The organism is Actinacidiphila sp. bgisy167 (genome assembly GCF_965342175.1).
Classification (GTDB): Bacteria; Actinomycetota; Actinomycetes; order Streptomycetales; family Streptomycetaceae; genus Actinacidiphila.
This window is the reverse complement of the sequence record NZ_CBDRBL010000051.1, coordinates 23,740-47,634: the sequence shown is the minus strand read 5'-3', so window position 1 is coordinate 47,634 and position 23,895 is coordinate 23,740. Positions and strand designations below refer to the sequence as shown.

Genomic DNA, 23,895 nt, shown 5'->3' with positions numbered 1-23,895 from the left:
GGTTGTGATACCCCCCCACCCCCCCCACACCTGCTTTCCGCGCCTCCCCCGCCGCTCCGCGGTGTCACAGACGGCCCGGCCGCCCGGTCGTCACTGAGAGGCCGTGCGGACAGGTGGGGTGAGCCACACAGCGGGGCGGGAGCCGCGTCCGGCGAGGCGGAGAAGGCAGACGCGGCAAAGCTGCGGCGACCGACGACACGCCGCCCGGCGAGAGCCGTCGACCCGCGACGCCGCCCCGCCTCTCCGCGCGGCCTCTCAACGACAACCGAGTCCGCCGCCCTGGCGGCGCGCGCCACGCTGGAGTCGGCGCTGGAGCGGCGCGAGACCCGCGGCTGCCACAACCGCAGCGACTACCCGGAGACGGACCCCGCGCTGCGGGTCAACCTGGTCTGGTCGCCCACCACGGGCGTCACCCGCGAGAGCATCCCGGCCGTCCCCGAGGAGATCGCCGCCCTGATGCAGGAGGTCTCCACCGAGGGCAAGCTCGTCGAGTAGCGGCGCCGGTCCCGCTTTGTGAGGCACCGGGGGCCCGCCGACGCCGGGCCCCTGTCACAGATCGCTACGCCACCCGGTCTCACCTGCGGACACGTACCGGCCGGTGCCGGTGGGCCGCTCACCGCACGGTCGCCCCGCACGGAGCCCCGCGCACGAGAACATCCGAGAGGACACTCCATCATGAAGGTCGTAGTCATCGGCGGAACCGGGCTGATCGGCTCGAAGGTCGTCGGCACGCTCCAGGAGCAGGGGCACGAGGCCGTCGCGGCCTCCCCCAACACCGGCGTCAACGCCCTGACCGGTGAGGGCCTGGCCGAGGTCCTGCAGGGGGCACAGGTCGTGGTCGACGTCTCCAACGCGCCCGCGTGGGACGACGAGGCCGTGATGCACTTCTTCCGCACCTGCACCGGCAACCTCGTGAAGGCGAACGCCGAGGCCGGTGTCACCCACTACGTCGCGCTCTCCATCGTCGGCACCGACCGGCTCCCGGACAACGGCTACTTCCGCGCCAAGCTGGCCCAGGAAGAGCTGATCAAGGCGTCGGGCATCCCCTATTCCATCGTCCACGCCACCCAGTTCTTCGAGTTCGTCAACGGCATCGCGGACGCGGGGACCGAGGGCGACACGGTGCGCATCGCGCCCGTGAAGTTCCAGCCCATCGCCTCCGACGACGTGGCCGCGGCCGTCACCCGCACCGCGGTCGGCACGCCCCTGGGCGGCGTGGTGGAGATCGCCGGCCCGGACGTGTTCCGGTTCGACGAGCTGGTCCGTGAGGTACTGGCCGCCCAGGACGACCCCCGCACGGTCGTCGCGGACCCGCACGCCCGGTACTACGGGTCCGAGCTGCGAGACGACTCCCTCGTCCCGGGTCCCGGCGCGCAACTCGCCGCGACCCGCTTCTCCGACTGGTTCGAGCGGCAGCGGTGACCTTGCCGGTGGCCCCCGCCCGCCGCAGGGGCCACCGCCGCCTCCCGAGTCCCCCGTACGAAGAGGTCGATGCGCCATGCCCGGAAACTGCGCGCGCTATGCGCTCCACGGCAGCCGCCCTCCCCTCGCGGATCTGTCCGGTGCGTATGTCTTCGACCCGGTCGACAGCGCGGTCGGCTTCTCCTTCCGGCACGCCGCGGGGCCCGATGTGCGGGGCGGATTCAGGGACTTCGAAGGGTTCCTGCGGATCGACGCGCGGCGGCCGGGCCGCTCCGAGGCCCATGTGAGCGTGCAGTCCGGCAGCCTCGACACGGGCCTCGCGGCGCGGGACGCGCGCATCGCGGGCCCCCGTTTCCTGGACTCCGCGGCCTTCCCCCTCATGGTCTTCCGCTCGACCGCGGTCGCCCCCTCCGGCGCAGACCGCTTCCGCGTGACGGGGCCCGTGAGGATCAAGGACGTGGAGCTGCCGCTGCGCCTCGACCTCGGCTACCTCGGCGTCGCCCACGACGCCGGCGGCCGGCGGCGGATCGGTTTCGAGGGATCGGCCACGATCCGGCGCCGCGACTGGGGCCTTGCCGGAAGCGTGCCCCCGGCGGTCCGCGGCATCCCGCCCGGCGACGAGATACGGCTCGAACTCCGCTTGTGCGCACTACGACTTGGCCCGGAGGCCCGATGACGTCCCACTCCCCGCGCAACCACCCCGACCCGTCGGCCACCGTCGCGGCCCTCTCCGCCCAGGCCGTCGCACTGGAGCGGCGCGTCATCGAGCTCCGCCGCGAACTCGCGGAGGTCACCGCGCGCATGGCCGCCGTCGCCGCGGCCCTGGCCGGACTGCGCGCCTCCGGCCTCCTCCCCGACCCGGCCACGGGCGAGGAGCGCCCAGGTCAGGATTCGGGCTGATCTTCCGTCAGGACTTCGGCTGACGCCCTGCCAGTACGCGCGGTGAGGCGCGGTCAGGACCCGGGCAGGGGCGCTGTCAGGCCGGCTGCCACAGTTCCACCCGGTCGCCCTCGGGGCCGGTGACCCGGCCGAATCGGCCGACGCCGGCCGTCTCCTGTGTCGCCCGTACCACGTCGGCGCCCATGGTCGTAGCCGCGGTCGGCAGACAGTCGCTTGGGCTTGCCGCGTGGGCGGCCTCGAAGGGCTCGCATTCGGGGGATCGCGTCCAGCAGCGGCATCAGTTGCGTGACATCATGCCGGTTCCCGCCGGCCAGGGACACGGCGAGCGGGCTATCACGGCGGCCGACGATCAGGTGGTGCTTGGAGCCGGGGCGGGGCCCGGTCGACCGGCGAAGGCCCGACAAGCTCCCCCTATAAGGGCTCTGACATGGGAGCCGTCAATCGCGCAGCCGCGGCCTGACACGACGCGCCGCCGGTGGGGTGGGCTGCTCGGGCGTGACCGCCTGGCGCCGACTGCGGGACTGGATGGAGCCGGTGTCTGGCCCCGGCTGCCCGCGGAGCTCAGAGCCGGATGCGGGGAAACGCGCACGGCCGGTTCAGGGAGCAGCGGCGCGGAAACGACCCCACTGAGGGCACCGCCTCGCGGCTGCCTCCCCCACGGGCCTGTACGCCCAGGTCAGGAAGCTGCCCTGGCGGGACATCCCGCTCGGGCACCGCACTTGCGACCACACCACCGCGACGCGATCCGTCAGGTCGCCGCACTGGCGCAAGGCGCTCGGCGGCGGATGCGGCAGGCAGGCAGGCAGGCATCCTGGCCGCGGGCGCACTGTATGTGTTCAGCCACGTCGGACGGCGGCGACGCGACTTGAGCACCGGGAAACCGACCATCGTGCGCGTCTACCTGATCACCAGCCTGCACATCTTCGACGCCATCTGGCCGACCCACGACGCAGAGCTCGAGTGGCGGCCGTGACTCGACTCACATCCGGCAGGCGGGAGAGTCAACCGGACCATCGAGTACGGTTATAAGTGGACCCTTCAGTCCGGTTGTCGTGTCGCCCGTCTTTCTGGTCGCCGCGGAGCCGACGGCCTGGAGGTGACCGCACTCGACAAAAGGAACGCACCATGAATTACGCCCGCATCAGCGACGCCCTCCAGGAGCTGGTCTTCGACCAGACACAGGACGTCGATCTCGTCCTGGACAAGTACTTCGCTTCCGGCTATGTGCATCGCAACAGCGGCAACGTCCGCGTCCGGGAGGAATTCGCCGAGATGGCACGCATGGCGCGTTCGGAGATCGCAGAGGGAACGGTCGTCGTGCTCGATGAGTTGCGCAGCGGAACCAGCTACGCGGAGCGTCACACGCTCGACGTCGTCAAGCACGACGGGTCGCGCGAACGGGCCGAAATCTACATCGTGGGAACCTACGCTCCCGACGGCCGATTCGCGACGCTGAACGAAGCCGGATTTCCCATCACCGACCGAAAGCTCCACTCAACCGATTGGATGGTCACCATGCCTCGACTGCCCGACCCGGACACAGCTTCCTTCCCCGACGACGTCCGTGACTTCCTGACCTCACTGCCACCGGACCCGATGGTCAAGATGATGTCGCTGTCGACCGGGACCGTGAAGCCTTTCGTGGAACTGGCACGCGCGCAATTCACCAGGCTTCAGCTCTCAGCACGCCACCGCGAGCTCGTCATCCTCGCCGTGGCGGAATATGTTGAGTGCGATTTCATCGCTGCCCAGCACCGCCCGATAGCGGTGTCGGCCGAAGTCGGCCCCGAACTTCAGCGAAGCATTCGCGAGCGGGATTTCGAAACCCCGGGCTTCTCTCCGGCAGAACGGGCCCTCCTTCGCCTGACGAGGGAGGTCGTCCAGCAGCCTCGCGTGAGCGACGAAGTCTTCGAGCTGGCTCGTCGGCACTTCAGCGATCGCGAGATCGTCGAAATCCTGCAGGTCACCGGCTACTACTGGTCGTTCGGTCGCATCGCGACCGTTCTGGACGTAGAGGTGACCCAGGTCTACGGAGACGAACCGCACGGAACACGCTGACCTCGTCGCCGCGACCTGGTCGCTGGCGTGCCACCCCGCCGCCCTCGGCGTTCCCGACCAGGGTCACCATCCTGCCGGGACGATGGGCGGGCGGCCCGGCGCCGCCGATCGCCCATGCGCTGAGGGCCGGGGCTCGCTCGCCCCGGCCCCGCGCTGTCGCGCCCTTGCCTCGCGCCTCAGGCGCCGACGTAGGCCGCGAGATGGCGGCCGGTGAGGGTGGAGCGGGCGGCGACGAGCTCCGCCGGGGTGCCCTCGAAGACGATCCGGCCGCCGTCGTGGCCCGCCCCGGGGCCGAGGTCGATGATCCAGTCGGCGTGCGCCATGACCGCCTGGTGGTGCTCGACGACGATGACGGACTTGCCGGAGTCGACGAGGCGGTCCAGCAGGCCGAGCAGCTGCTCCACATCGGCGAGGTGCAGACCGGCGGTGGGTTCGTCGAGGACGTAGACGCCGCCCTTGTCGGCCATGTGCGTGGCCAGCTTCAGGCGCTGCCGCTCACCGCCGGACAGCGTGGTGAGGGGCTGGCCCAGGCTGAGGTAGCCGAGTCCGACGTCGGCCAGTCGGCCGAGGATGCGGTGCGCCGCGGGGGTGTGGGCCTCGCCGGCGCCGAAGAACCGCTCGGCGTCGGTGACCGACATGGCGAGCACCTCGCTGATGTCACGCCCTCCGAGGTGGTACTCCAGCACGGACGCCTGGAAGCGCTTGCCCTCGCACTCCTCGCAGGTGCTGGCGACGCCGGCCATCATCGCCAGGTCCGTGTAGACCACGCCGGCGCCGTTGCAGGTGGGGCAGGCGCCTTCGGAGTTGGCGCTGAACAGCGCGGGCTTGACGTCGTTGGCCTTGGCGAACGCCTTGCGAATCGGGTCGAGCAGCCCGGTGTAGGTCGCCGGGTTGCTGCGCCGCGACCCGCGGATGGGGCTCTGGTCGACGGACACGACACCGGCGCCGGCGGGGATGGACCCGTGCACCAGCGAGCTCTTGCCGGAGCCGGCCACACCCGTGATGACGGTGAGCACCCCGAGCGGGACGTCGACGTCGACGTCGCGCAGATTGTGCGCCGCGGCGCCCCTGACCTCCAGGTGCCCGGTGGGCTTGCGCACCGTCTCCTTCAGCGAGGCGCGGTCGTCGAAGTGGCGGCCGGTGATGGTGCCGCTGGCGCGCAGCCCGTCGACGTCGCCCTCGAAGCAGACGGTGCCGCCGGCGGTTCCGGCGCCGGGGCCGAGGTCGACGACGTGGTCGGCGATGGCGATCGTCTCCGGCTTGTGCTCCACGACGAGCACGGTGTTGCCCTTGTCGCGCAGGCGCAGCAGCAGGCCGTTCATCCGCTGGATGTCGTGCGGGTGCAGTCCGGTGGTGGGCTCGTCGAAGACGTAGGTGGTGTCGGTGAGGGAGGAGCCGAGGTGGCGGATCATCTTGACGCGCTGCGCCTCGCCGCCCGAGAGCGTGCCCGAGGGCCGCTCGAGCGAGAGGTAGCCGAGGCCGATCTCCACGAACGACTCGAGGGTGTGCTGCAGCTTGGTGAGCAGCGGGGCGACCGAGGGCTCGTCCAGGCCCCGCACCCACTCGACAAGGTCGCTGATCTGCATCGCGCAGGCGTCGGCGATGCTGGTCCCGGCGATCCTCGACTCCCGGGCGCCCTCGCTGAGCCGCGTGCCGTCGCAGTCGGGGCAGGTGGTGAAGGCGACTGCGCGGTCCACGAACTCGCGGACGTGGGGCTGCATCGCCTCCCTGTCCTTGGAGAGCATCGACTTCTGGACCCGCGGGATCAGCCCCTCGTAGGTCATGTTGATCCCGGCGATCTTCATCCGGGTCGGCTCGCGGTGCAGGAAGTCGTGCAGCTCGCGCTGGGTGAACTCGCTGATCGGCTTGTCCGGGTCGAAGAAGCCGGACTCCGCGTAGAGCCGGGAGTTCCAGCCGCCGCCCTTGTAGCCGGGCACGGTGATGGCGCCCTCGTTGAGCGACTTGGCGGCGTCGTAGAGCTGGCCGAGGTCGATGTCGGAGACCGTGCCCCGGCCCTCGCAGCGCGGACACATGCCGCCGGTGCGGGTGAAGACGACCTTCTCGGCCCTGCTCGCGCCGCGCTCGACGGTGATCGCGCCGCTGGCGTGGACGGAGGGGACGTTGAAGGCGTAGGCGCTGGGCGGGCCGATGTGCGGGGTGCCCAACCGGCTGAAGAGGATGCGCAGCATGGCGTTGGCGTCGGTGACGGTGCCGACCGTGGAGCGGGGGTCGGCGCCCAGCCGCTGCTGGTCGACGGTGATCGCGGTCGTCAGCCCGTCGAGGACGTCCACCTCGGGCCGCGCCAGCGTCGGCATGAAGCCCTGCACGAAGGCGCTGTAGGTCTCGTTGATCAGCCGCTGGGACTCCGCGGCGATCGTGTTGAAGACGAGCGAGCTCTTGCCGGAGCCGGAGACACCGGTGAACACCGTCAGCCGGCGCTTGGGGATCTCGACGCTGACGTCCTTGAGGTTGTTCTCACGCGCGCCGTACACGCGGATCAGATCGTGGCTGTCGGCAACGTGCGGCGCAGGCGACTGCGCGTCCGCCTTCTCGGCCATGCTGGTCGTCTCTCCATCTGTCTCGTGTGCGCGGGGCGCCGCCACGCGGTCCCCGTGGATGTCGCGGGCCGTCTCCGGCCCGCCGCGGGCGGTGCGCGCCCTGCGGTCGCGCGTCGGGCGGTCGCGGCCACGGTAGCCGTCCGCCGGGCCGCTCCGCTCCCGTTGTGTCCGCGTCGCGGTCCCGGCCGGCCCGGCCCGTCCCCGTCGCGGTCCCGTCCCGGATCTCCGTCGCGGTCCCGTCCCGGGTCTCCGTCGAACGGAACGCGCGGCGGGCGGGTTCCCGGGAGGGAACCGCGGGCACTGCCGGCACGGCACCGGGAGCGGGGCCTCACAGACCGGTCAGCGGACCTCGTTGAAGCGGATCATGTTGCCCGCCGGGTCGCGGAACGCCGCGTCGCGGACCCCGTACGGCTGCTCCGTCGGCTCCTGGACGACCTCGGCGCCGCCGGCGACCAGCTGCTCGAAGACCCCGTCGAGGTCGGGTGTGGCCAGAACGACACGGGCGTAGGTGCCCTTGGCCATCATCCCGGTGATGGTGCGGCGCTCGTCCTCGGTGATGCCCGGATCGGCGGCGGGCGGCTCGAGGACGATCGACGTACCGGGCTGGTCGGCGGGGCCGACGGTGATCCAGCGCATGTCGCCGTAGCCGACGTCACTGCGGACCTTGAAGCCGAGGAGGTCCCGGTAGAAGGCCAGCGTGGCCTCGGGGTCGGTGTGCGGGAGGAACGTCCAGTGAATGGTGATGTCCATGGCCATCACGCTAGCCGCGGCCCGCTCCGGGGGGCTTCTCCATTCCTGACCGATCCGCGCCGCCGCTATGGAGCGGGGTCCGGCACGGGCGGACGCCACTGGTCGGCCGTCATCCGCCACACGACGTCGACCCCGGACTCCCCTGGAGTGGCGGGCCCCTGCGGCACGGGGAAGCGCGCGGCCTCGGTGAAGTCGAGGCGCCGGGCGACAGCACCACTGGCCGTGTTGGCGGCGTCGTGGCAGATCTCCAGCCGGTCGATGCCGGGCAGCGCGAAGCCCTGGCCGACGAGGGCAGCGGCGGCCTGTGTGGCGAGGCCGCGCCCGGTCCACGCGGGGTGGAGCCAGTACCCGATCTCCAGACCGCCTGCGCCGATGCGGCGGTGGAGGCCGCAGCTGCCGATCACGGCGCCCTGCGACGTGATGGCGTAGGCGAAGCCCTCGCCGGCCGCCCACTCCTCGTCGCTGCGGGCCAGGTACGCGGCGGTGTCGTCCCTCCCGTGGGCGGCGGCCCAGGGCATCCAGGGAATCAGGTGGTGCAGGGACTCGCTGATGGCGCGGTCCAGGGCGTCGAGGTCGCCGGCGTGCCAGCGGCGCAGGTGGACTCGTTCGGAGCTGAGGATCTCGGCGGGTGCGTCCATCCTCGGATGCTCTCGTGGAGCCTCGGGGCCCGACAACGCAATATCGCTTGGCGACGTGGGGGGCTGCGCGCGGCCGGTCGGACCGGCTCTGATATCCCTGCGGGTATGAGTGCCGATACCGCCGCCCTGGACGTCGCCGAGTGGGCCGCCGCATGCCATGGCCGGGTCCGCGACCTCCTGGCCGGTCACGGGCACGCTCCCGGGATGCTGCGGACCGATCCCGTCGGGGCGGTCCGGGTACTCGACGAGATCCTGGCCCGCGAGATACCCGCTCTCCTCGACGGGGAGGACTGGACGCGGCTGCACGGGCTGCTGACCGCCTGCGTCGGAGAGTTCCTGGTCAGCGCGCACGGAGCGCGCTGGGCGTGGCGTGAGGACTCGGCATCGCCCGCCGGCGGCCGCTGGGTGGTCACAGGGTTCGCGCGGTCGGCGGACCGGCCCGCCGAGGCGGTCGACGCGGGTGCGCTCGCGGCTGACGCGCTCGCGTCGAAGCCCGCGGTCGGCCTCCTCGCGCTGACCGAGCGCGCGGAGCGGGCGGCCGGCGTCCCGGCCATGCGCGGGTGAGCTCCACGCGCTGCCGCGCCGCCTGGGCGCGGCCTGGGCGCGGCCTGCGTCGGTGCCTGATGCGCCGCTCCGCAGGCGCGGCCACCGGGCCGCCGTCAGCGGACCGACCGCGCGGCTTCCTCGATGATGCGGGCCGACTCCTTCGGGTGTGACACGCTCACCGCATGGGAGGACCGGACCTCCTCGACGTGGGACTCGGCGCGCTCGGCCATGAAGACCTGGAGGTTGCGGGGGATGTTCCGGTCGGCGGAGGCCACGAGGGCCCAGGACGGGATGGTCTTCCACGCGGGCTCACCGGAGGGCTCGTTCAGCGCGGTACCGGACACAGGGCGCTGCGTGGCGGCCATGATCTGCGCGGTGGGCGCAGGGACGTCCGCGGCGAACTACTCGTGGAACGCGGCCTGGTCGATGGAGAGGTCCACGCCCTTGGAGCCGTCCGGCATGGTGACCGGCGTCTGCTTGAGCGCGCCGCCCAGCGTGCTGCCGTCGAACTTCAGCGACAGGGTGAAGGCGTCCTCGCCCTTGTCGGGCTGGAAGGCGGCGAGGTAGACGAGGGCCTTGACCTTGTCCGAGCCGTAGGCGGCGTTGGAGATCACGGCGCCGCCGTAGGAGTGGCCGGCGAGCACCACGGGGCCCTCGACGCTGTCCACGAGTTCCCTGACGTAGGCGGCGTCGCTGCTCAGCCCGCGCAGCGGGTTGGCCGCGGCCACCACGGGGTAGCCGGCGTGCTTCAGCCTCTTGACGACGCCGTTCCAGCTCGAGGAGTCGGCGAACGCGCCGTGGACGAGGACGACGGTCGGCTTGCGGTGCTGCGTGGGGGCATGGGCGCGGCCCTTGGCGGCGCCGGCGGGCGCCACGACAGCGCTGAGGAGACCGGCGGCGACGGTCACCGTCGCCAGCACGGTGAACGGGGTCCGGATGGTCCGGTAACAGGCATGACGGTTCACAGGATCGGCCCTTTCGAGGCAGGGGACAAAGGTGTCATCCGGCCTGGGGACAAAGGCCGGTGGTGGACACGGCGGTGACCGCCGTTACGGGTGGAGTGGCTCGCGGCCGCCGGAGGGGACGTGCGGTTCCGGGCCGCTTGAGATACCGGCGGGCGGCGCCTCCCGCCGGGCCGCGGTGGGGGCGGCCCGGAGCGGGGGTTACTCCCCGCCGGCCTCCGGGACGGCGCGGCCCGGCTCCGCTATCCGGTGGTGGTCAGTCCGTGTGCAGCGCGGCGTGCAGCGTGCGGGTCGCCTGCGCCACCGCGGCGGCGGTCGCCTGCGTGGAACGGACGGGATTGAGCATCATGAAGTCGTGCAGCGTGCCGTTGTAGCGGACGCTGACCGTGGGGACGCCGGCCAGGGTCAGTTTGCGGGCGTATGCCTCGCCCTCGTCGCGCAGGACGTCGTTCTCGTCGGTGATGACCAGCGCGGGCGGCAGCCCCTCGAGGTCCGCCAGGCTCGCCCGCAGCGGCGAGGCGGTGATCTGTGCCCGCTCCGCCGGGTCGGTGGTGTAGCAGTCCCAGAACCAGGCCATGGCCTTGGCGGTCAGATGCGGGCCGTGCGCGAACTCCCGGTAGCTGTCGGTGCCTGGGCCGCGTCGGTCACCGGGTAGTAGAGCGACTGGTGGACGAGGGACACGTCGCCGCGCTGTTTGGCCATGATGGCCAGGGCGGCGGCCATGTTGCCGCCGACAAAGTCGCCGGCGACGGCCATACGGGAGGCGTCCAGGCCCTCGTCCGCGCCCTCGGAGATGACCCAGCGGGCCGTCGCGTACGCCTGCTCGATCGCGACCGGGTAGCGGGCCTCTGGGGAGCGGTCGTACTCCACGAACGCCACCGCGGCGCGCGCCAGGACGGCGATCTCCCGCACGAGACGGTCGTGGGTCCCGGCGTTGCCGAGCACCCAGCCTCCGCCGTGCACATACAGCACGACCGGCAGGACCTCGTCCGCGCCCACGGGCTTGACGACGCGCACCCGGACGTCACCCACCTGGGCCGGCACCGTGAGCCACTTCTCCTGGACCTCGTACTTCTCGACCGGTGCCGCCTGGAGGTCGTCGAGCACCCTGCGGGCGCGCTCCGGACCGAGTTCGTGGAGGAAAGGCGGCTTCGCCGTGGCGTCCGCCACGGCCTGGGCCGCGGGCTCGAGAACGGGCTTGCTCATCTGCGAACTCCCAAAGTCGACACTTTCGTGCGTTTTTCTTCACCCTGAAGGACAGGAGAACACGCGAAAACGTCACAGATCACCGCGAAACTCCGCCGTCGCCGTCGCCGTCACCGCCACCGTGATGGACGGACTCCTCGTACTCCCGCACGGTCGGCCTGGGAATCTGCGTGCCCGGTCCGTAGAGCCCCCTGCTGAGCAGCGCCCGCAGCCGCTCGACCCGACCGTGATCGCCGTCCGGGGAGAGGCGGACGGGAGCGTACTGCTCGTGCTGGGTGAGGGTGTGGAGCTTGTCCCGGCCGAGCGGCTGGTGCACCTCCACATACGCGCCGTACGGCATCCGCTTGATGGTCCCGGTCTCGCGTCCGTGCAGCACCTGGTCACGGTCCGCGCGTTGGAGGGCGAGCGCCCAGCGCTTCGTCACGACGTAGACGGCGAACGGCACCGCGAACAGGCCGATCCTGACGGCCCAGGTCACGGCGTTGACCGACAGGTGCAGCCGGACGGCGATCAGGTCGTTGGCGGCTCCGAGCAGGGCCACCGCGTACACGCTGACCCAGGCCGCCCCCAGGGCGGTGCGCACCGGCCGGTTGCGCGGCCGGTCGAGCAGATGGTGGTCGCACCCGCCGTCCCCGGTGACCCAGGCCTCGACGAACGGGTAGGCGCCCAGGGCGAGGAAGAGCCCGGCGCCGGCGAGGAGGGGAACGAGGTTGTCCAGGGCCCAGGTGTGGCCCCAGAAGGCGGGCTCCCAGCCGGGCATCACGCGCAGCAGTCCGTCGAGGACCCCCATGTACCAGTCGGGTTGCGAGCCCGCGGTGACCTGGTCGGGCCGGTACGGGCCGTACAGCCAGACGGGGTTGATCTGGGCGCTCGAGGCGATGATGAGGATGACGCCGGCGACGAGCAGGAAGTACGCTCCCGACTTCACCGCGTACACACGCCAGGGCAGACCGACGACGTTCCGCTCCGTACGGCCGGGACCGGGGTACTGGGTGTGCCGGTGGCGACGCGCCAGCACCAGGTGGGCGACGAGGAGCGCGACCATGAGGGCGGGTATCACCACGACGTGCAGCGTGTTGAAGCGCGCGATCAGCTCCGTGCCCGGGTACGCGCCGCCGAAGAGGAACATCGACAGGTAGGTGCCGACGACGGGGACGGAGAGGGTGGTCCCGTTCACGACCATGAGCCCGGTCCCGGACAGCAGGTCGTCGGGGAGGTCGTAGCCGGTCAGGCCCTCGAACATGCCGAGGACGAGCAGCGAGAAGCCGAGCACCCAGGTGAGTTCGCGCGGCTTGCGGAACGCGCCGGTGAAGAAGACCCGCAGCATGTGGGCGAGCATGCTGGCGACGAAGATCAGCGCCGCCCAGTGGTGGGCCTGGCGTATGAGCAGGCCCCCGCGCACGTCGAAGGAGATGCGCATCGTGGAGTCGAAGGCCTCGGACACCGTCCGGCCCCGCAGCGGCGCATAACTGCCGTGGTATTCCACCGGCGTCATGGACGGGTGGAAGTACAGAGAGAGGTAGACGCCCGTCAGGACGAGGACGAAGAAGCTGTAGAGGGATATCTCCCCCAGCATGAAGGACCAGTGACTGGGAAGCACCTTCTGCCTGACGGACGATCGGGGGTCGGTCTCGGCGCCCAGACGCCCGCGGAACCAGGCCGCGGCCTTCGCCCCCGTGCCCCTGCCCCCTGATGCGGCCCGGCGGGACGGCTACCGCTTCCGATGTTCGTGTCACCATTCATGATTCACCTACGGCGGATCGCAAAACGGCACTCTTTGTGCGCCTTCCGCGCATACGACCGGTCGGGCGGCCGTGTTGTGACGTGCGCCGCCTGCGCGGTCATGGCGGAGAACCGTGGTCTGGGTCGTGCTGAACCCCGACAAGCTCCGGCCTTGGAACCCCCCGGCTCGCCCGGTGGGCCTCGTCACCGGCTCCTGACCCCGCCTGCGGCCACCAGGGCCGGTCCCGCACCGGCCAGGCCGTCGCACTCTCGTCGCCGGCCCCCGGCGGTCGGCGCGAGCAGGGCCTCCAGGGGCGCGACGTCCCCGGTCCTGGCCGCGGAGACGAAGACCCGCAGCAGACGTCGGTGCTCGGCGGCGTCCACATCGGCCCTCGGCTCTCCCGTCACATGCCTGCGGGCCCGGCTGACGATCTTGCGCACATTGACGAGACTGACCTGCAGTATGTCGGCGATCTCCGGATATTCGTAGTCGAAGGCCTCCCGCAGCACATAGGCGGCGCGTTCGGCGGGGGTCAGCCGTTCCAGCACCAGCAGCAGGGCGAGTTCCACTGCCTCGGCCCGCTGAGCGCCCACCTCGGGGTCCGCACTCGTGTCGACGGGCTCGGGTAGCCAGGGCCCTACGTAGGTCTCCCGCCGCACCCGGGCCGACTGGGCGACGTTGATGGCGAGGCGGGTCGTCGTGGTGGAGAGGAAGGCGGCCGGGTTGAGCACGGCGGAGCGGTCGGTCCTCTGCCAGCGCAGCCAGACCTCCTGCACCACGTCCTCGGCCTCGACCGCACTGCCGAGCACGCGGTACGCGATGCCGAACAGACGGGGCTGGAGTCCCATGAAGACGCCTGCGGCCTCGTCGAGACCCTGGGGTGACGCGGGTGGCTCGCCGTCCGCCGTGTCGGGGCTGCCGTCCCCCGGCAGGGCCTCTCCGCTGCCGGGCGGTGGGCACGCGCACACGTCACCCATCCGATCAGAGGCCATGGTCGGGCAGCCCCCGGCCGTGCGACGAGAAGATGTCACACGTTGTTTCACAGGGTTGGCCACTGCACCGGGCTCCGGTCACTGAACGTCACTATTTCTCCCATCACATCCACTGAATAGACCGCCTGGAGCCCGGTCATGTGACAGAAAGGAAGGAGAAGAGCGTCAACGACAACGGAAACAACGAAACCGGTCGGCTTCACACAGGCACTCAGGAGCCCGGAACCCACCGCCTCTACATATCGCATACCGGGTGTAAGCCGCATACCACCAACGACTTTCGGCACCTGACGGGGCAGCGCACGCTTAATTCCCCATGCTCTATCGCGACGCGTGACACGGTGTTCACTCCCGCCCCCTGTCCGTGTGCGCGAACGCCGGGATCACGGAGGGTGACACGGCGACGGTCGGAGGGTGCGCGTCCGGACACGCGTCGCCTCCAGGAGCTCGCCAAGCCCCTGGAGGCGACGGACGCGCCGTCAGGCGGTCGCGCGGTCGTCCGTCCGCCGCAGGGGCCTCTCGGGGGCGGCGCTGGTGACGAAGGCGTCCCGCGGGTGCTGCACCGAGGCGAGCGAGACGAGGTCCCGGCCGAACATGGCGGCGGTGAGCCACACGGTGAGCACCCTGACCTTCCGCTCCCATGTCGGCACGGCGAGTACGTGGTAGCCGCGGTGCATCAGCCAGGCCGCAAAGCCCTTGATGACGATGCCCTTGTACTGGAAGATGCCGCGCCCCAGGCCCAGCGTGGCGACCACGCCCAGGCTGCTGTGGCGGTAGTCGCGGACGGCGCCGCCGCGCAGGCTCGCGACGATGTTCCCGGCCAGCCGCCTGCCCTGCCGCACGGCGTGCTGGGCGTTGGGCACCGTGTGCGCTCCCGGCACGGGCGACGCGAGGTCGGGCACCGCCGCGTCGTCCCCGGCCGCCCACACGTCCGGCACCGCCTCGGCGTCCGTGCCCACCCGCAGGTCGGGTCGCACGACGAGCAGCCCGCGCTCGTCGACCGGGAGGTCGGTGTGGTTGTGCACCACGGGGTTCGATGCGTTGCCCGCGGTCCAGACGATGAGCTCCGAGTCGTACTCCTCCCCGCTGGAGAGCACGACATGTCCGTCCTCGGCGGAGAGCAGCCGGGTGTTCAGGTGCACATGGGCGCCGCGGCGCTCCAGGTGGCGCACGACCCAGGCGCCGGGCTCGTCGCTCACCTCGGGCAGGATCCTGCCCCGGGCCTCGACCAGGTGGAACGACAGCTCCCCCAGGCTCAGTTCGGGGTACGACCGGAGCATCGCGGTCGCCAGCGACAGCAGCTCGCCGAAGCCCTCGACGCCGGAGAAGCCGCCGCCCACGAAGGTGACGGTGAGCAGCTTGCGCCGCTCGGGACCGGGCGGCAGCGAGGCCGCCTGGTCGAACGCCGTCAGCAGCCGGTCGCGGATGGCGACCGCCTCCTCGACGTGCTTGAGGCCGATGGCGTTCTCGGCCAGGCCCGGGACGGGGAAGGTGCGGGTCACGGCGCCGGCGGTGACGACCAGTGTGTCGTAGCGGAGTTCGTACTCCTCGCCCTTCACCGGCCGCACGGTCACCTTCCGGTCGGCGTGCCGAATGCCGGTCACGCTCCCCGCGATCAGGCGCGACGTGCGCAGGTGGCGCCGCAGCGATACGGCGGCGTGGCGTGCCTCCACTGAACCGGCGGTCACTTCGGGCAGGAAGGGCTGGTAGGTCATGTAGGGACGCGGGTCGACGACGGTGACCCGTGCTTCCCCGGGCCGGAGCTTCTTCTCCAGACCCCAGGCCGTGTAGAAGCCCGCGTAGCCGCCGCCGACGATCAGGATCTCGCGCATGGTTCCCTCTGTTTCTCTGCGTCACAGAGAAGACCGGTCAGCCCCCTTCGGTGTGACGGCCGACGGGGGACCGTCGTCGCCGGCGTGCGCTTCCACCGGTCCGACGAGCTCAGCGGGACGCGCCCGACATCCCGCGCCGTTAGGCTGGAGAGCAGCGGCGAGACGTCGGTGCGGCCGCGGCGAGACGTCGATGCGGGCTCGGCGACCCGACGTCGTCGGGCTCGTCGCCGTCAGCGGCTTCGGGCCGGGCGCCCGGCACCGCACGGTCCCCCGCACCTTCCGGGCCTGCACGTCCGCCGCGCCGCGCCCAAGGCAGGGCCCGGCATCCGGGCCGCCGCACCCGCTGTCACACCGGCGCGGGGGCTCCGGTCTCCTTACGCAGGGGCGTGGCCGCCGACGGCCGCAGTGGCCGGCACCCGCCCCTGCGGGTGCGCCGCGGCGCACCCGGCGCGAGCAAGGGATGGTAGGCATGTCGTACCCACAGCAGGTGTACTTCGGGGACACCGGCGAGATCAACGCGAACTTCCGCCCGGCGGGCACCGCGCCGGACGTCGGCAAGGCCGGAGACGGCATCCACTACCTGGCGACGTCGGACATGACGCGGGGCGAGTTCGGGCTCTACCGCGTCATGATGAGGCCGAACGCGGGTGGGCCGAGGACGCACTTCCACCGCACCATCTCGGAGTCCTTCTTCATCCTCGACGGCACCGTGCGCCTCTACGACGGCGAGGAGTGGGTCGACGCGCAGGAGGGCGACTTCCTGCACGTGCCGCAGGGCGGGCTGCACGCCTTCCGCAACGACTCCGACGCCCCGGCCGAGATGCTGCTGCTCTTCACACCCGGCGCGCCGCGCGAGGAGTACTTCGAGAAGCTGTCCCAGTTGGCGGACGCCTCGCCGGAGGAACGCGCCGCCTTCCTGGACAAGCACGACTCGTACTTCGTCGACTGACGGCAACGGCCTGCGGCGCCCCGGTCCCGCTCGCGGACGGGGCGCCGGGGCCGAAGCTCACGCCTGCAGAACGGCGAGTTTCCTCGGATTCATCATCCACATCACCCGGTCGATGCCCTCCGGTGTCACGCTCACCGTGACGACGGCGACGACGGCGCCGTCGCGGGACAGCCTCATGGCCGGCCGGCCGTTCACCTGCAGCGGCTCGAGGACGACGCCGGCCCAGAAGCGGTCGGCGAAGGCGTGGATGTACCTGGCCACGCGCTGACGGCCGACCACGGGGAACTTCGACGCCCGCACCTCGCCGCCCCCGTCGGAGTACGACACGACGTCCTCCGCGAACATCTCCTCCAGCACACCCACGTCCCCCGCCCTGGCCGCCGCCACGAACGCCGTCAGGAACCGCTGGTGGTCTGCGGCCACGATGCTCGACCGCTTCTCCGCGGCCAGGTGCTTGCGGGCCCGGCTCACCAGTTGGCGGGCATTGGCATGGGACTGGCCGAGGACCTCGGCGATCTGCGCGTACGGGTAGTCGAACGCCTCCCGAAGGACGTAGGCCGCGCGTTCGGCGGGTGTGAGCTTCTCCAGCAGCATCAGCACGGCGACCTCGAGGGCCTCCCCGTTGACGGCGCCCAGCGCGGGATCGCTCTCGGTGTCCACCGGCTCCGGCAGCCAGGGCCCGACGTAGGTCTCACGGCGGGACCTGGCCGACTGCAGGACGTTGATCGCGAGCCTGGTGACCGTCGTCGCGAGGAACGCCCGGGGATTCTCCACCTTGGCCCGGTCGTAGGTCTGCCAGCGGATCCAGGCGTCCTGCAGGACGTCCTCGGCCTCGCTCACGCTGCCGAGCATCCGGTAGGCGATGCCGAACAGGCTGCCGCGGGCGGCCTGGAACTCCTCCTGCGCCTCCTGGAGGTCCTCGACGTCATCCACTGCTTCGTCCTCGGTCGGCGCGGCCGGCGTCCGGGGCGCACCGGTCGCTCAGGACAGCCAGTCCCGGTAGTGGGTCGGGGCGACGCGGACGTCGCTGCCGCCGGTGAGGACGTCGCCCCGGGGCACGGCGAACATGCCGGCGGAGTCGTCGACGACGACGGTGCGTCCGTCGCCCTTGGCCGCGATGGTGATCCGGCCGATCTCGTCGAGGGGGAAGATCTCCGGCCCGGCGATGTTCACGGTCCCGTTGAGCGGAGGGCCCGAGGCGACCTCGGCGACCATCCGCGCGACGTCGGCGGCGGCGATCGGCCGGAGCGGCGTCCGCGGCAGCCGTACGGTGTCGCCGTCGGTGGTCCAGGACATCGTCGCTTCCATGAACTCCATGAACTGCGTGGCGCGGACGATGGAGTAGGGGATCGCACTCGCCTTGAGGATGTCCTCCTGGAGCACCTTGGCCCGGTAGTAGTCCAGCTCCGGCACCTGGTCGACGCCCACGATCGAGAGGACGACCAGGTGCCCGACGCCGCCCTTCTCGCTCGCGGCGACCAGGTTGTCCATGGACGTCTGGAAGAAGGCGGGCGAGGCCTCGTCGAAGGTCGGCGAGTTCGTGAGGTTGACCACGACGTCGGCGCCCGCGACGGCCTCCACGACGCCCTCTCCGCTCAGGAGGTCCACTCCGGTGGACAGGGAGTGCGGCACGGCCTCGTGCCCGGCCTTCTGAAGGTCCTTGACGACCTGCGAGCCGATGAGCCCGGTCCCGCCGATGACTGCGATTTTCATGGCTTTGCCCATCTTCAGATGCCTATGACCGGTGAATGCATCTACGTGCTTAACGTACCTTTGCGGCAGACAGCGCGCCTGGCCTGCCGCCGGAGGCCTCGGCGCCACCGGGGCGCACACCGACACAGCGTTCCCGGCATACCGTGTGACACGAAACGGGAGTCGATATCTGTAGATATGTGATGTTCATCCCTCGCGTCCGATCTCCGGACGCACCGTTCCTGGGTTAGATTGTTCGATGTACGACGAACATCGAACGTCAAAGGATCAGGGAACCGACATGACCAGTTCTGCCGACCAGCGCTTCTCGGGGCGCACCGCGATCGTCACCGGCGCCGGCTCGGGAATCGGCCGGGCCACCGCCCTCGCCCTCGCGGAGGCGGGGGCGAAGGTCCTCGGCGTGGGCCGGCGCAGGGACGCTCTGGAGGAGACCGCCCGGCAGCACGGCGGCATCGAGGTGCTGCCGCTCGACATCTGCGCGGACGGCGCCCCCGCCACGGCCGTCGACGCCGCCGTGGAGCGGTGGGGGCGCCTCGACGTCCTGGTGAACAACGCCGGCGCCACGGCCGTCATGCCCCTGGCGGACACCGACCGCGCGGTGATCGACCGGCTTTTCGCGCTCAATGTGACCGCGCCGAGCCTGCTCGCCCACACGGCCCTTCCCCACCTGCGGAAGACCTCGGGCTCCATCGTCAACGTGTCCAGCACCTACGGCCACCGTCCGCTGCCCGGCGGCGGCCACTACGCCGCGACCAAGAGCGCGCTGGAGCAGCTGACCCGCACCTGGGCCCTCGAGCTGGCGCCGGAAGGCGTCCGGGTGAACGCGGTAGCCCCCGGCCCGACCGACACGGACGTCATGGTGGCCGCGGGGCTCTCCCCCGAGGAGATCGAGTCGATGATCGGCCAGGAACGCGACCGTATCCCGATGGGCCGCCTCGCCGAACCCAGGGATGTCGCCGAGTGGATCCTGCGGGTCGCCGAGCCCGTACGGACGCACATGACCGGCCAGGTCGTCACGGTCGACGGCGGGCTGGAACTCGTCTGATCCCGATCGGGCGGTGGCCTGCCGCGCCGTGCGCCGGCCTTCGGGGGAGCCCCGCCGCCAGGGCTCGAGTTCAGCCCGTGACTTCCGCACGGGTGGGAGTCGGCTTCGCGGCGCGGGCCTGACGCTGGATGTCGAGTGCCAGGTGCCGCCTCAGCAGGCGCCCGAGCCGACGCTCCACCGTCGTGTGGATGAGCATCGACAGCCCCAGCATGCAGAGGACGGACACCGCCATCGACGGCAGCGGCCCCAGCCCGGGAAAGGCCCGGAGCAGCCCCTTGGCCACGGGAATCCCGATGCTCTGGTGGACGAGGTAGAAGGGGTAGGTGAGTACTCCGGCGCTGACCAGCCAACGCCATCGCAGCCTGGTCAGCGGTCCGACACCGGCCAGCGCCACCAGCGCGAGGCACAGTGTGACCACGGCCGCGCAGACGGCCCAGGAGGGCCGGCTCTCGCCGGGGGGAACGGTGGCGTGGTCGGCCACCCGGAGTTCGAGCACGGTGAGTTCGTAGGACCAGGCGAAGCCCAGCAGCAGCCACAGCAGGAGGCTCTGCCCGAACCTGTGCATGAGGTACAGCACGATTCCGGCGACGAAGAGGCCGGTGTAGCGGGGCTGGACGAATTCGTCGATCAGGGGCGAGTGGAGTTCGAGGGCGATGACGCCGGCCAGGAGCCAGCCTCCGCAGAAGACCACGACCCGCCGGTACGACAGCCCGAAGACGAGCAGCACGGCCATCAGCAGGTAGAAGCGGGCCTCCACCCAGAGCGTCCAGGCGACTCCGTCGACCAGGTCGAGTCCGAGCGGCCCCGGAGCCATCGTGAGGTTGCCCAGGACGGTCCGCGGGTCGACGCGGGTGGCGGCGGCCCAGTGGCCCATCCGCGAGACGAGGACGAGCGCGACGACGAGGAGTACGGCGCACCAGTAGGCAGGGAAGAGCCGGGTGACGCGGGAGACGGTGAACTGTGCGGGAGTCCGCCCCCAGCAGCTCATGCAGATGACGAATCCGCTGATGACGAAGAAGAACTCGACGCCGAGCCAGCCGTAGCGGCTGATCTCGTGCAGGAAGGGCGCGAGATCCCGGAGTTCGGTCTTCCCCCAGAAGTGCGGGGTGGGTGTCCCGACGAAGTGGTACGCGGCCACCATCAGCGCGGCCACCAGGCGCAGCCCGTCGATCGCGGCCAGGCGCGCCGGTCCGCTCCGGGGACCGGGAGGCGTGTCGGAGGCCATCTCAGGCGGTGGGCAGGGGGGAGCGGCTGACGCGTATCTTCGACTGGCCGTGCGGGCGCGCCTCCCAGTCCTCCATGAACCGCGCGTGCAGACCGTGCTCCCGCGCCAGTTCCAAGAGGGTCTCGGTGCGGTAGTAGAAGTCCTCGCGCAGCACCTGGTGTTCGGTGCCCTCGGTGCGGTCGAAGGTGAAGTCGAAGAACCCGGTGTCGGTCAGCACACGGCCGACGTGCGCCAGGCACTGGTCGATGACCTCCAGAGGCGAGTGGGAGAAGACGCTGTGCGCGTGGACGACGTCGAAGTGGTCGTCGGGCAGGAAGTCCAGGGTGAGGTCGCCGGTGATGGTCAGATGCGGCAGCTTGTCCTGGATCCGGCGCTCGACGAGGGTCTTCTTGGCGGCTATCAGGATGTCGGGCGAGATGTCGATGCCGTAGTAGTCGCCGGGGTCGAGGTGGCTGATGAAGCGCCACCCGCCGCGCAGGTTGCCGCAGCCGATGTCGAGCATGCGGTGGCCGGGGCGCAGCCCGTGTTCGACGAGGTAGTCGAACTGCATCCGCCCGAGCGCCAGCCAGCGGTCGTGGGTCTGGCTGCCGACGGCGGCCTCCGGGTTGCGGCGGGTGTCCGAGGCCATGACCGCGCGGTAGTAGCCGACGTGGTCGGGGTTCTTGAGGTGCAGCCACGCGTCCCGGCCGGCTCGGCGCAGGTACGGGACGATGCGCCCGGGGTGGCGCAGGGCGTAGCCGGCCTTGTGGGTGAGGGCGGAGCGGTTGTTCCTCAGCTTCTTCGGTGACGTGGCGTCGGCGGGCATGGCGAAGCGGCCTCCGTACAACAGGGGTGCGGGTGAGGGGGAAGAGGGAGATGACGCGGTGGAGCGGACGGCGCCGATTCGGCCGCCGCGGTCAGACGCGGCGTCGCAGGAGCAGCACGGCGACGACCGTGAGCAGCACCGCGAGGCCACCGAGGACGGCGGTGTCGATCCACTGGAAGGTCCAGTAGTCACCGGCCGGGTTGGCCTCGTAGAAGCGGGCCGCGTACCCGTGCGCCGCCATGCAGTCCTTGAGCTCGGCGCCTGACGGGAAGGGGCAGTTCGTGATGTCGTCGTGGCGGCCGGAGGCGGTGATCAGGCCGTAGACACCGGTCGACCACCTATCCCCCATGAGCGGTTTGGGGACGATGCCGGCGCTGACGTAGGTGTGCGGCGGGACCAGCAGCCGGGCATGGTGCGTCCACTCCATCAGGAGCGTCGTCGACCCCGTCACCAGCAAGGTCAGGCCCATCGCCGCCAGGACCTGGCGGGCCAGCAGGCCCAGCAGGGTGCCGGCCGCCAGGCCGAACAGGGCGGCCGCGACGACACGGGGGCCCGAGCCGCTCAGGGCCGTGACGTCGTACCAGAACAGGCCGTAGCTCCGGTCGGCGGCAGGTCGCCACCACCAGGAGAACACTCCGGCGAGCAGTCCGGAGAGGGCGACCGTGGCCACCGCGGCCAGGGCGAACCGGGAGGCGAACCACTGGCCTCGGCTCACGCCCTGGGAGAGGACCATGCGGTGGGTGCCCAGTTCGCGGTCGCGGCCCAGCAGAGGGGCGCCCCAGAAGACGCCGATCACGACGGGCAGGGCGATGTTCAGCGCGCCGAGGTACTTCAGCGGCTCGACGTCGAGGAGCAGGGGCTGGCCGGTGGCGGATCGTGTGCACTTCAGCGGCCCTCGGCCGCAGTGGTCGAACAGCCCGCTGTGCAGGGCGTCCAGCATGCCCGAGCGGTGGTATGCGGCGATCGCCGCGGCGACGAGCACGACGGCCGTGGCGATGCCGACCGACACGCGCTGCTGGCGCCATGCGAGCCAGAGGGAGCCCTTCACGCCGCGGCCTCCGTCCGCCCGGCGGGATCGGTGGCGGGGTGCCCGGGCTCGTCGGCCCCGAGGTAGCCGATGAGGACGTCCTCCAGTCGGGGCCGTTCCACGTGCCAGTCGCCGGGCAGCGGTCCCCGCTGCCGTATGAGGGCGGTCAGCTGCCTGCCGGCGGTGCGGCGCTGCACGACGGTGTGCGCTCCGGCCAGGGTGTCGGCCTGCCCGGCGGGCCCGATCAGTACGGCGTGGCTCTCACGCAGTGCCTCGGCGTCCTCGCTCAGCTCGACGCGGCCGTCCCGCAGGGCCAGTACCCAGTCGCAGGTCTCCTCGAGTTCGGGCAGGACATGGGAGGCCAGCACGATGCTCATGCCGCGCTCCGCGGCCTCGGCCATGAGCTCCGTCATGATCTGGCGTCGCGCCACGGGGTCGAGGTCGGCCAACGGCTCGTCGAGCAGCAGGAGGTCGGGCCGCTTGCCGAGTGCCAGGGCGAGCGCCACGCGAGTGCGCCGCCCGGGGGACAGCTCGCCGACACGCGCGTGCGGGGGAATGCCGCCCTCGCGCACGACCCGCTCGGCGGTGGTCCGGTCCCACGAGCCGTTCAGCTTCTCTCCCATCAGCAGGGTGTCCGCCACGGTGGCCCGCGGGTAGAGCGGCTTGTCCTGGGTGAGCAGCGCGACACGGGTGCGGGCCTCGGCCGTGCCGGGGACGGCGCCGGCCACCCGCATGTGCCCGGACCCGGGCCGCAGCAGGCCGCTGGCCAGTTGCAGCAGCGTGCTCTTGCCGACGCCGTTGCGTCCGACGAGTGCGACGATGCGACCGCCGGGCACGGTGAACTCGCAGTCCCGCAGGACCCAGCCGCCCCGCCGCCGGTACCGGAACCCCAGTCCTGTGGCGCACAGTGCGGCCGACGCGTCAGCCCAGGTCATGCGTTCCTCCTCCGTTCGTCCCGGTGGCCCGGGGTCGTGCCGTCGTGCTCGTTGTCGTGGGCGTCCAGGGCGGCTGTGACCATGGCCAGGACATCGGCCCGCTCCAGCCCCGCGGCCCGGGCGCGGGCCAGCCAGCCGGTGAGCTCCTGGCGCACCGGGGAGTCGTCCTCCGCGCCCGGCCGGGCGAGCGACCGCGTCACGAAGGTGCCGAGGCCACGGCGCAGTTCGACCAGACCGGCCTGCTCCATGTCGCGGTAGGCCCGCAGCACGGTGTTGGGGTTGATGGCGGTCGCCGCCACCACCTCCCTCGCCGTGGGCAGCTTGTCCCCGACCTGCAGCGTGCCCATCCGGAGCGCCCGTTCGGTCTGCTCGACGATCTGCACATAGGCCGGTACGCCACTGCCGCGGTCGATCCGGTAGTCGATCACGTCGCCTTCCTCGGCTCCACCATGCTTGTGTTAATGCATTAATTCAAGCATGGTGGGTGGCCGGTGCGGATGTCAATCTCCCGGCGGCGTCCAAGGCCGAGCTCAAGCGCACATCGTCGGCAGCGCACGCCGCAGCCGCACCAGGTGCGAGCCGGACAGCCGGTGCGGGGCCGGGCTGCGC

The 23,895-nt window shown here is 71.3% G+C and carries 19 protein-coding genes and 6 pseudogenes; 9 read left to right on the top strand and 16 right to left on the bottom strand.

Annotated features, from left to right (window positions below; translation table 11 throughout):
* From ACRWND_RS19775 to ACRWND_RS19760, 4 genes and pseudogenes are all read left to right on the top strand, one after another.
* Nucleotides 1-495 (top strand): annotated as a pseudogene (locus ACRWND_RS19775) (hypothetical protein); the annotation flags it as partial.
* A 180-nt stretch (nucleotides 496-675) separates the two neighbouring features.
* Nucleotides 676-1,422: an SDR family oxidoreductase gene (locus tag ACRWND_RS19770; RefSeq protein WP_431951161.1), complete on the top strand. Its 747-nt coding sequence runs from the start codon at nucleotides 676-678 to the stop codon at nucleotides 1,420-1,422.
* Nucleotides 1,423-1,498: 76 nt separating this feature from the next.
* Nucleotides 1,499-2,098 (top strand): YceI family protein, encoded by a 600-nt coding sequence (locus tag ACRWND_RS19765; protein WP_431951159.1) that lies wholly within the window; start codon nucleotides 1,499-1,501, stop codon nucleotides 2,096-2,098.
* Nucleotides 2,095-2,322, top strand: coding sequence for a hypothetical protein (locus ACRWND_RS19760; protein ID WP_431951157.1), 228 nt, complete (start codon nucleotides 2,095-2,097; stop codon nucleotides 2,320-2,322). Before ACRWND_RS19765 ends, ACRWND_RS19760 begins: the two co-directional genes overlap by 4 nt.
* 122 nt (nucleotides 2,323-2,444) lie before the next feature.
* On the opposite strand, the pseudogene ACRWND_RS19755 reads toward ACRWND_RS19760, so the two are convergent.
* A pseudogene (locus ACRWND_RS19755) lies at nucleotides 2,445-2,770 on the bottom strand (transposase); the annotation flags it as partial.
* Nucleotides 2,771-2,802: 32 nt separating this feature from the next.
* On the opposite strand from ACRWND_RS19755, the pseudogene ACRWND_RS19750 reads away from it, so the two are divergent.
* Nucleotides 2,803-2,886, top strand: a pseudogene (locus ACRWND_RS19750) (IS5/IS1182 family transposase); the annotation flags it as partial.
* Between the two features lie 561 nt (nucleotides 2,887-3,447).
* Nucleotides 3,448-4,380, top strand: coding sequence for a carboxymuconolactone decarboxylase family protein (locus ACRWND_RS19745; protein WP_431951155.1), 933 nt, complete (start codon nucleotides 3,448-3,450; stop codon nucleotides 4,378-4,380).
* Between the two features lie 176 nt (nucleotides 4,381-4,556).
* On the opposite strand, the gene ACRWND_RS19740 is transcribed toward ACRWND_RS19745, so the two are convergent.
* From ACRWND_RS19740 to ACRWND_RS19730, 3 genes are all read right to left on the bottom strand, one after another.
* Nucleotides 4,557-6,938 carry an ATP-binding cassette domain-containing protein gene (locus ACRWND_RS19740; RefSeq protein ID WP_431951153.1) on the bottom strand — a complete coding sequence of 794 codons (2,382 nt, stop codon included), beginning with the start codon at nucleotides 6,936-6,938 and terminating at the stop codon, nucleotides 4,557-4,559.
* Nucleotides 6,939-7,277: 339 nt separating this feature from the next.
* Complete coding sequence (locus tag ACRWND_RS19735; protein ID WP_431951151.1) at nucleotides 7,278-7,688, bottom strand: VOC family protein; 411 nt, start codon at nucleotides 7,686-7,688, stop codon at nucleotides 7,278-7,280.
* 65 nt (nucleotides 7,689-7,753) lie between these two features.
* Entirely contained in the window at nucleotides 7,754-8,326 is a 573-nt protein-coding gene (locus ACRWND_RS19730) for a GNAT family N-acetyltransferase (protein ID WP_431951149.1), read from the bottom strand.
* 105 nt (nucleotides 8,327-8,431) lie between these two features.
* On the opposite strand from ACRWND_RS19730, the gene ACRWND_RS19725 reads away from it, so the two are divergent.
* Nucleotides 8,432-8,890: a hypothetical protein gene (locus ACRWND_RS19725; protein WP_431951147.1), complete on the top strand. Its 459-nt coding sequence runs from the start codon at nucleotides 8,432-8,434 to the stop codon at nucleotides 8,888-8,890.
* Nucleotides 8,891-8,985: 95 nt separating this feature from the next.
* Here the strand turns inward: ACRWND_RS19725 and ACRWND_RS19720 are convergent.
* From ACRWND_RS19720 to ACRWND_RS19700, 5 genes and pseudogenes are all read right to left on the bottom strand, one after another.
* Nucleotides 8,986-9,837: pseudogene (locus ACRWND_RS19720) on the bottom strand (alpha/beta fold hydrolase).
* A gap of 253 nt (nucleotides 9,838-10,090) precedes the next feature.
* Nucleotides 10,091-10,779, bottom strand: a pseudogene (locus tag ACRWND_RS19715) (alpha/beta hydrolase).
* Nucleotides 10,780-11,119: 340 nt separating this feature from the next.
* On the bottom strand, nucleotides 11,120-12,682 hold the full coding sequence (qcrB, locus tag ACRWND_RS19710) for a cytochrome bc1 complex cytochrome b subunit (protein ID WP_431951163.1): 1,563 nt from the start codon (nucleotides 12,680-12,682) through the stop codon (nucleotides 11,120-11,122).
* Between the two features lie 365 nt (nucleotides 12,683-13,047).
* Nucleotides 13,048-13,611 (bottom strand): annotated as a pseudogene (locus tag ACRWND_RS19705) (sigma-70 family RNA polymerase sigma factor); the annotation flags it as partial.
* A 623-nt stretch (nucleotides 13,612-14,234) separates the two neighbouring features.
* The gene (locus ACRWND_RS19700) at nucleotides 14,235-15,587 is read right to left on the bottom strand and encodes an NAD(P)/FAD-dependent oxidoreductase (RefSeq protein WP_431951145.1); all 1,353 of its coding nucleotides are present in this window, start codon (nucleotides 15,585-15,587) and stop codon (nucleotides 14,235-14,237) included.
* A gap of 469 nt (nucleotides 15,588-16,056) precedes the next feature.
* Here ACRWND_RS19700 and ACRWND_RS19695 point away from each other — a divergent pair, with 469 nt between their 5' ends.
* Nucleotides 16,057-16,536: a cupin domain-containing protein gene (locus tag ACRWND_RS19695; RefSeq protein ID WP_431951143.1), complete on the top strand. Its 480-nt coding sequence runs from the start codon at nucleotides 16,057-16,059 to the stop codon at nucleotides 16,534-16,536.
* 57 nt (nucleotides 16,537-16,593) lie between these two features.
* Here the strand turns inward: ACRWND_RS19695 and ACRWND_RS19690 are convergent, their stop codons facing one another.
* Together ACRWND_RS19690 and ACRWND_RS19685 are read right to left on the bottom strand one after the other, a co-directional pair.
* Nucleotides 16,594-17,469 (bottom strand): RNA polymerase sigma-70 factor, encoded by an 876-nt coding sequence (locus ACRWND_RS19690; RefSeq protein ID WP_431951141.1) that lies wholly within the window; start codon nucleotides 17,467-17,469, stop codon nucleotides 16,594-16,596.
* Between the two features lie 48 nt (nucleotides 17,470-17,517).
* The gene (locus ACRWND_RS19685) at nucleotides 17,518-18,249 is read right to left on the bottom strand and encodes an SDR family oxidoreductase (protein ID WP_431951139.1); all 732 of its coding nucleotides are present in this window, start codon (nucleotides 18,247-18,249) and stop codon (nucleotides 17,518-17,520) included.
* 280 nt (nucleotides 18,250-18,529) lie between these two features.
* Here ACRWND_RS19685 and ACRWND_RS19680 point away from each other — a divergent pair, with 280 nt between their 5' ends.
* A complete protein-coding gene (locus tag ACRWND_RS19680; RefSeq protein WP_431951137.1) occupies nucleotides 18,530-19,294 on the top strand; it encodes an SDR family NAD(P)-dependent oxidoreductase in 765 nt (254 codons plus the stop codon).
* A 70-nt stretch (nucleotides 19,295-19,364) separates the two neighbouring features.
* Here ACRWND_RS19680 and ACRWND_RS19675 read toward each other — a convergent pair whose 3' ends face one another.
* The 5 genes from ACRWND_RS19675 to ACRWND_RS19655 all read right to left on the bottom strand — a co-directional run bounded on the left by ACRWND_RS19675 (nucleotide 19,365) and on the right by ACRWND_RS19655 (nucleotide 23,714).
* Entirely contained in the window at nucleotides 19,365-20,519 is a 1,155-nt protein-coding gene (locus ACRWND_RS19675; protein ID WP_431951135.1) for an acyltransferase family protein, read from the bottom strand.
* A 1-nt stretch (nucleotide 20,520) separates the two neighbouring features.
* Entirely contained in the window at nucleotides 20,521-21,324 is an 804-nt protein-coding gene (locus tag ACRWND_RS19670) for a class I SAM-dependent methyltransferase (protein WP_431951133.1), read from the bottom strand.
* 91 nt (nucleotides 21,325-21,415) lie between these two features.
* Nucleotides 21,416-22,372 carry a transporter gene (locus tag ACRWND_RS19665; RefSeq protein ID WP_431951131.1) on the bottom strand — a complete coding sequence of 319 codons (957 nt, stop codon included), beginning with the start codon at nucleotides 22,370-22,372 and terminating at the stop codon, nucleotides 21,416-21,418.
* Nucleotides 22,369-23,286, bottom strand: coding sequence for an ATP-binding cassette domain-containing protein (locus ACRWND_RS19660; protein WP_431951129.1), 918 nt, complete (start codon nucleotides 23,284-23,286; stop codon nucleotides 22,369-22,371). Before ACRWND_RS19660 ends, ACRWND_RS19665 begins: the two co-directional genes overlap by 4 nt.
* Nucleotides 23,283-23,714 carry a GntR family transcriptional regulator gene (locus tag ACRWND_RS19655; protein ID WP_431951127.1) on the bottom strand — a complete coding sequence of 144 codons (432 nt, stop codon included), beginning with the start codon at nucleotides 23,712-23,714 and terminating at the stop codon, nucleotides 23,283-23,285. Before ACRWND_RS19655 ends, ACRWND_RS19660 begins: the two co-directional genes overlap by 4 nt.
* Between the last annotated feature and the right edge of the window lie 181 nt (nucleotides 23,715-23,895).